Below are 6,970 nucleotides of genomic sequence, written 5' to 3'. Positions count from 1 at the left end.
ATCTTTATAATTGCCATCTAAATTAATTTCAACTTTTAAATCTTTTTGATTTCCGTCCCAAACAATTTCATTAAAGGTTCCTACATTTGAAGAACCTTGTCCTATCATAAGATTAATCATTCCATATTTATCTGTGGAAGTGGAATGTGTTTCTTGAAATTCAATTCCTGCGGAACTTGTAATTGTAAATCGAACAGAAAGTGATTTATTAGGTAAAATATTACCACTCACATTTTCACCAGGAAGTTCTTGGGTGTTTGGGTTAATAATAACAGCTTGATAACTTAAGCCTTCAGTTTGTGCTAGCAAATTAGTTGAAATGAACAAGATTGCTATAAAAAGTATTAATCTTTTCATAATTAGTTAGTTAATTGGTTAGTTAGTATAGTTTATTTAGTTTAGATTATAGATTTGTTATTAAACCTAATCCAACCATATTTGATTTTATTTTTAGTTCTGAACTACCAGAGTTGTTACTATCTTTTAGTGCAAGACTTTTTCCATATACATATTGAAAGTATAGAGAGCAATTTTGAGCAATTGGATAGGAAATACCCGCTCCTCCTCTTAAAAAGATTGCTGGATTATCAAATTCTTCAACATTTACAATATTGAAAACTTGGTTATTAATAGTTTGAGTACCTTGAACAATAAATTCAACAGAGGCTCCTGCTTTTAGGTAAAAGTCGAATTTATTAATTTTAAATACGTTGTAGTTTAAACCAATATTAAGACCTAAATAATCCGTATTCCATTCATAATAATTATTTAAAGCGTCGTCACTACCTATAGCTCCATAACTGTTATAAACAAGGCTTATAAATAGATCAAGGTTTTTCGATGAAATGGGCGTGTTAAATCCAACTGAAACATAACTGTTTGAAACAGCTTGTAAGTTTTCCAAGTTAGAGCCTTGAGAGTTTTTAAAATCAAAGGAAGAAGCTGTTTTTCCAGTTTCTAAAAATAATTGTTGAGCAAACGATGATGTTCCTATAAATAGGAGAATCAATAGCGTAGTTTTTTTCATGGTTAGCGTTTTACTAGGTTAGCTTTAAATTTTTTGTTTCCGGAAGTTATGTTCAATATATATTGAGCACTTGCCAAGTTTGATAAATTAATGTTTATTTTTTGAGATGCTTCTCTATTATTTTGATAAACAACCCTTCCAAGCATATCAAAAATGAAAATTGAAAGTTGTTCTTTTAAATTTTCATTAAAAGTTATATTTATAGAACTTTCAAATGGGTTAGGATAAATAATTGCCTCAATTGTAGTTTCTTCAAGAATAATTTCACTTGAAATTAAAGGAGGTTGAATAAATCCTTGTCTAAGGGCAATTCTATCTGATTGAAAAGTACCGATTACACTAGATTGTCCTATGCTTTGTTGAATTACATAGTTTTTTTTGTTAATTGAGATATTTTCTGAATTTCCTTGAACGCTTATGGTGGATCGTTGAATTTCTTGTGAAAAACAATTCGCCGTTAAAATAAAAGAAAATAAAATGAGAAGTAATTTTTTTTTCATACTGTAAATTTTAAGCCTAAATTAACTATAAAAATTCAATAAACGAAATAAAATATGATATTTGTCATATTTTATTTTAGATAGGTAATTGTTTTACAGCACTTTAATTTTTGGTTGCAAGCTTTATTGAGAAATTTTATAATACGTAAAAAGCCACTCAAATTTTAATTGAGTGGCACTTTAAAATATATAAATTTTTATTTTGTTTTATTTTCTATTTAATCTTTTTAAGTTGTTTTTGAATTTTTTTAATGGCAGTTTCAATTGGTTTTTCAGGCTCAATTACATTGTATTCTCCCCAAAATTCAGGATCTGAAAATCCTGAAGCTTCATCGCTTAAAATTACAGATGATTTAAAGCGTTCTTTTGAGTTAAATGTTGTTTTTTCTAAATTTTTCTCCCAATTTGTAATAGCCATTTCCATAGTTAAGTGGTAAATAGAATTAAATAAACGCTTATCATAATCTATTTTAAAACCTAACTGGATTCTACTATATCCAAAATACCATTTTCCATTTTTTTGTCTGTAATTAACTTGGTAGCTAGCTTCAATTGGTTCAACATCTGCTTTCCTTGGTTTTTTTACAATAAAAATTCTACTGGCATTATATTTGTCTTCTAAGTTTAGCTTAAACTTAACGCTAGTTAATGCAAATGTATTAGCATCTATATATAATTTACCATAAAACAATGGGTCTTCAATATGAGGTTTTTGTTTAAAATTTACTACATAAATTGGACGATTATCAATTTTTGTTGAAGTGTCAAATTTGAAATCATATTTTTCAAACACATCGTTACCAAAAAAGTTTAATGTGTTTTTCATAACATCAATCTGGATAGTGCTTAATGGTCCTCCTTTTAACTTTAAGGTAATGGTATCTAATTTATCATAATCGGTATTTTTACGAGCTTTATACAATTTCAATAAATCAACTCGACCACTATTGTAAGATTGTTTTTTTATTTCAACAACTGCCTCAGAAAGCGAAACATAACTCCTTCTTTTTTTTATGGTTTCTCTATAAAAAGCGGTCATGTTTGTTGGGAAATCGAAGTAATTGTCTCCTTTCCTATTGAGCATTTCTTTCACAAGAACTTTTGGATCCTTAATGTCAATTTTAATTTCGGTTAACTCTTCTATATGTGTTTCTAATTTAATTATGATTTTATCTTTATCAAAATCTTTAAAGTCAATAACCTTACTTGTATAGCCTAAAAACGAAACAGTAATTCTATTGTTTTTATAGATTTTAGGAATCTTTAATAAAAATTCACCTTGAGAATTTGTTATAGAGCTAATATTAGTGTTGTTAACATTTAATGTAGCGTAAACTAAGGGCTTTTTAGTTTTAGTACTCAAAACAACACCTTTATATTGGTCAAAACCAATAGTATCATTTAAAATCTTGTTGAAAGCAAAATTGGAATTATGAAAGCCAATTAACACAAAAAACAAAAATGCAGCGAGAAATTTAAATTTCTTTTTAATATTAATATGATAGTTTTCCATAATGTATTGCGTTTTATTAATATTTTTTTATTCTACATTACAAGTTACTAAATATTAAGTAAATATAAAAGAAAGGGTGCATATTTGCACCCTTTGAATTTATTAATTTTTAATAGGAAATCCTCTGTCCCTCATTAATGCATCAATTTTAGCATCTCTTCCTCTAAAGAGCCTATAAGCCTCTGCAGGATCCATTGCGTTTCTAGGAGCAAATAGGTATTTCACCATTTTTTTTGAAAGCTCTTTATCGTAAAATCCTCCAGGAGCTTCTGAAAATGCTTCAGCTGCATCAGAAGTTAAAACATCTGCCCACATATAACCGTAATAAGCAGTAGCATAACCTTCACCAGAAAATACATGCCCAAAGTGTGGTGTTCTATGGCGCATAGGTAGTTCCTTAGGCATATTCATTTCTGCCAAAGTCTCTTTTTCAAATTTTGCAATATCAATATTTGTTGGGTCAGCCATATGTAATTTCATATCCATAATTGCTGAAGCTAAATATTCTGTAGTTGAAAATCCTTGGTTGAAAGTAGCTGACTTTTTAATTTTTGCAACCAATTCCTTCGGAATTACTTTTCCAGTTTTATAATGAACTAAAAATTGATTTATTAATTTATCTGTTGCTAACCAACGCTCTAAAACTTGCGATTGAAACTCTGTATAATCTCTAACTCCGCCATTCAAAGTTGGATAACGTACTTCAGAAGAGAAGAAGTGTAAAGCGTGTCCAAATTCGTGTAAAAATGTAGTTGCATCGTCCCAAGAAACTAATAATGCTTCACCTGGGGCAGGTTTTACAAAGTTTGAATTGTTTGACGCTAATACATTCTTTTTTCCATCGAAAGTAGAATGACTTCTATAAGTTGTTGCCCAAGCTCCTGAACGTTTTCCAGGACGTGCAAACGGATCTAAATACCATAAACCAATGTGTTCTCCAGAAGTTTTATCAGTTACTTCCCAAACCTTAACATCTTCATTAAATACTGGAACTGAACCCTCTTTAACAGGTGTAAATTTGTAATTGAAAACTTCGCTTGCTACAAAGAATAAAGCATCGGTTAATTTATCTAATTGTAAGTATTGTTTTACTTCGTCAGAATCTAAATCGTATTTTTCTTTTCTAACTTTTTCAGCATAAAAACGATAATCCCAAGGTTCAATTGTAATTTTTTCACCACTTTTATTAGCTACTGCTTGCATATCGGCAACTTCTTCTTTAACTCTAGCTATTGCAGATGGCCATACAGCATCCATTAGTTTCATAGCATTTTCAGGAGTTTTAGCCATTCGGTTTTGTAAACGCCAATCTCCATAAGTTTTGTAACCTAATAAACCAACACGTTCTTTGCGTAGTCTTAAAATTTGAGCAATAATTTCTTTATTGTCAAACTCATCGTTATTATCTCCGCGAGAATAATAGTTTTCCCATACTTTTTTGCGTAATTCTCTTTCGGTAGAATATGTTAAAAACGGATCCATATACGAACGTGTGTTAGGAATGGCGTACATTCCTTCTTTTCCTTTATCAGAAGCAATTTTAGCCATAGATTTTATCATTCCATCGCTTAAACCACCTAGTTGATCTTTGTTAATATAAACCACGTAGTTTTCTTCATCGGCTAAAACATTGTTTCCAAATTTGGTGTATAAAGAAGACAGTTCTTTATCAATTTCAGCATAGCGTTTTTTCTTTTCAGAATCTAATTCAGCACCATTCATTGCAAAACTTTCGTAGGTAAGTTGTACAACCCTTTGTTGATCTGCTTCTAAAGGTGTTTTTAATGAATTATCATAAACTGTTTTTATTCTTTTGAATAACTCTGAGTTTTGAGAAATTTTAGAACGAAATTCAGAAAGCTTTGGAGACATTTCAGTTTGAATAGCTCTAAATTCAGGCGAAGAAACATTAGAGCTCCAAATACCATAATATTTAAAAATTCTGTCTAATTCTGCTCCAGCTTTTTCTAATGGAACAATAGTATTTTCGAAAGTAGGCGCATCATTGTTAGCGGTTATTGCATTAATATCATTTAAATGCAATTCCATTCCTTTTTCAAGGGCTGGCTTAAGATCTTCTAAATTCATTTTGTCAAAGGCAGGAACACCACCAAAAGGTCCAGTCCACTCTTCTAACAATAAATTATCATTCATAACTGTTTCTTTTTCTTTAGTTTCATTACAGCTAATTAATGCTATACAGCAAAATGTTGCTAAAATTTTAAATGTAAATTTCATATTTATTTTGATTTGATTGAATTGAATCAAAATTAATGATTTAACACATAGAAATAAGAACTAGGAGGTTTTTTAGAGGTGAAATACTGTTAAGGATTTGTTAAAATTACAAATATAAAGGCATTCGAATGTTAATTGTACAAAAAAAAGGAATTACACTGCTGTAATTCCTTTTTTAATGACTTATTTTTTAGTTTTTTAAAGATGTTTTTTTGCATCTAATTTTTCAATTACTTTACCATAAACAATTAGGGCTACAGCAGAGACCATTGCAATTGCGGCAAAATAATACCAAATATAATGAGCGTTGCTAGCTGCGGTTTCCCAAGCTTCACGAGAATCAAATAGTTTTGGATCTGGACAATATTTAGAAAGTAAATATCCCGATATACCAAAACCTACAATTGAAGCTATAAAAGAGTGTAAGTGACTAAAACCTAAATATAAGCCTTCTTCACCTTTTGGTGCTTGTAAAGAGAAAAACTCTAAGAAACGTGGAGATATAAAAGATTCAGCTAAAGCTTGAAGTGCAATACCAATTATCATCATTAAAGCAACAGGATGCATTATCATAAACCCTAAGTCAAAACCTTCTCCATTAAACCAGTTTCCTGAAGCCATTGCAATGGCAGATAAAGGCATTATAAACATTCCAACAGTCATAGAAAACAAGGGTGTTTTACTAGCCATAATTCTTGTAACAAAAGTAACTGTTAAAACAACAATTAGTGGATTTACGTTTGCATACCAAGACGGAGCGGCACCTTCACCAGCCATACGTAAAACATATTTTGGCATTGTTGCGTAAAGTTGATGTTGAACCATCCAAAATCCTGTAATAATAATTATTAAAGTAATTAACCTTCCGTTTGTTAGTACTTTCACCAAGGCTGTCCAAATTTCATTAAATGTTTTTCCTTCACCTTCACGTTTAGCACTTTTGTAAAAGAAAATAATCATTAGAAGTGCTAAAGCAGTCATTGTTGCTGAGAAATAATTAAGATTTATTAACCCCATATCTCCCATAGAATCACGTAGAGGTTTTACAATTGTTTTTCCTGAAAAAGCACCAATGTTAACCATCATATAAAAAATAGAAAATCCAGCAGCTCTATTTGCTTCTGTAGTTTCTTTCGCAACAGTTCCAGTAATAACTGATTTTATAAAAGATCCACCAAACATAATTACTAGCATAACTGGTGCAATTAACCATTGATAAGAAGACTCTTTTAAACCACCGGCAAACGAAATTTCACCCGAATAATCTACTAATCCCGCAGATTCTAAAAAAGTGGGTAATACGGCTAACCCCAGATAACCAATTGTTAATAACGAAAAAGCAATCATTAAGGAGAATTTAAATCCAATTTTATCGGCTAAAGCCCCTGTAAATGTTGGTAATAAATATAATCCTCCAGAGAATACCCCAGAAATAATACCGGCTTCAATATCAGTAAATCCTAAAATTCGAGATAAATAAAGTGTAATAACAATAAAAACTCCATAATAAGCAGCTCTTTCTAACAGCTCTACAATATTTGCGGTCCAGAATGCTCTTGAAAATCCTTTTAATTTTTGAAACATGTTTCGATTTTATAAAATTAGTTTTCGAAGTTAGTAATTTTAGATGAATGGTTTTTTATAAATGTTAACTAATATTAATACTAAATAGTTCCAAATATGGAATAGTTT

The 6,970-nt window shown here is 30.1% G+C and carries 6 protein-coding genes; all 6 read right to left on the bottom strand.

What is annotated here, in order from left to right:
* Nucleotides 1-357: hypothetical protein (locus tag Q0776_RS17645; protein ID WP_298371322.1), on the bottom strand; the 357-nt coding region annotated here is incomplete at its 3' end.
* Between the two features lie 46 nt (nucleotides 358-403).
* Nucleotides 404-1,027, bottom strand: a complete 624-nt coding sequence (locus Q0776_RS17640) for an outer membrane beta-barrel protein (RefSeq protein WP_298371319.1) — start codon at nucleotides 1,025-1,027, stop codon at nucleotides 404-406.
* Nucleotides 1,028-1,029: 2 nt separating this feature from the next.
* Complete coding sequence (locus Q0776_RS17635) at nucleotides 1,030-1,527, bottom strand: T9SS type A sorting domain-containing protein (protein ID WP_298371316.1); 498 nt, start codon at nucleotides 1,525-1,527, stop codon at nucleotides 1,030-1,032.
* Nucleotides 1,528-1,741: 214 nt separating this feature from the next.
* Nucleotides 1,742-3,040: a carboxypeptidase-like regulatory domain-containing protein gene (locus Q0776_RS17630; RefSeq protein WP_298371314.1), complete on the bottom strand. Its 1,299-nt coding sequence runs from the start codon at nucleotides 3,038-3,040 to the stop codon at nucleotides 1,742-1,744.
* Nucleotides 3,041-3,142: 102 nt separating this feature from the next.
* A complete protein-coding gene (locus Q0776_RS17625) occupies nucleotides 3,143-5,278 on the bottom strand; it encodes a M3 family metallopeptidase (protein WP_298371312.1) in 2,136 nt (711 codons plus the stop codon).
* 198 nt (nucleotides 5,279-5,476) lie between these two features.
* A complete protein-coding gene (locus Q0776_RS17620) occupies nucleotides 5,477-6,862 on the bottom strand; it encodes an MFS transporter (RefSeq protein WP_298371308.1) in 1,386 nt (461 codons plus the stop codon).
* Nucleotides 6,863-6,970: the final 108 nt, after the last annotated feature.

Source organism: uncultured Lutibacter sp., assembly GCF_947495725.1.
Classification (GTDB): domain Bacteria; phylum Bacteroidota; class Bacteroidia; order Flavobacteriales; family Flavobacteriaceae; genus Lutibacter.
Note: the sequence above shows the minus strand (reverse complement) of the source record. Positions and strands in the feature narration are given on the sequence as shown.

Excerpts from the sequence above, each read along its gene's own strand:
- Q0776_RS17630 (WP_298371314.1), bottom strand. The coding sequence starts at position 3,040 with ATGGAAAACTATCATATTAATATTAAAAAGAAATTTAAATTTCTCGCT.
- Q0776_RS17620 (WP_298371308.1), bottom strand. The coding sequence starts at position 6,862 with ATGTTTCAAAAATTAAAAGGATTTTCAAGAGCATTCTGGACCGCAAAT.
- Q0776_RS17625 (WP_298371312.1), bottom strand. The coding sequence starts at position 5,278 with ATGAAATTTACATTTAAAATTTTAGCAACATTTTGCTGTATAGCATTA.
- Q0776_RS17640 (WP_298371319.1), bottom strand. The coding sequence starts at position 1,027 with ATGAAAAAAACTACGCTATTGATTCTCCTATTTATAGGAACATCATCG.
- Q0776_RS17635 (WP_298371316.1), bottom strand. The coding sequence starts at position 1,527 with ATGAAAAAAAAATTACTTCTCATTTTATTTTCTTTTATTTTAACGGCG.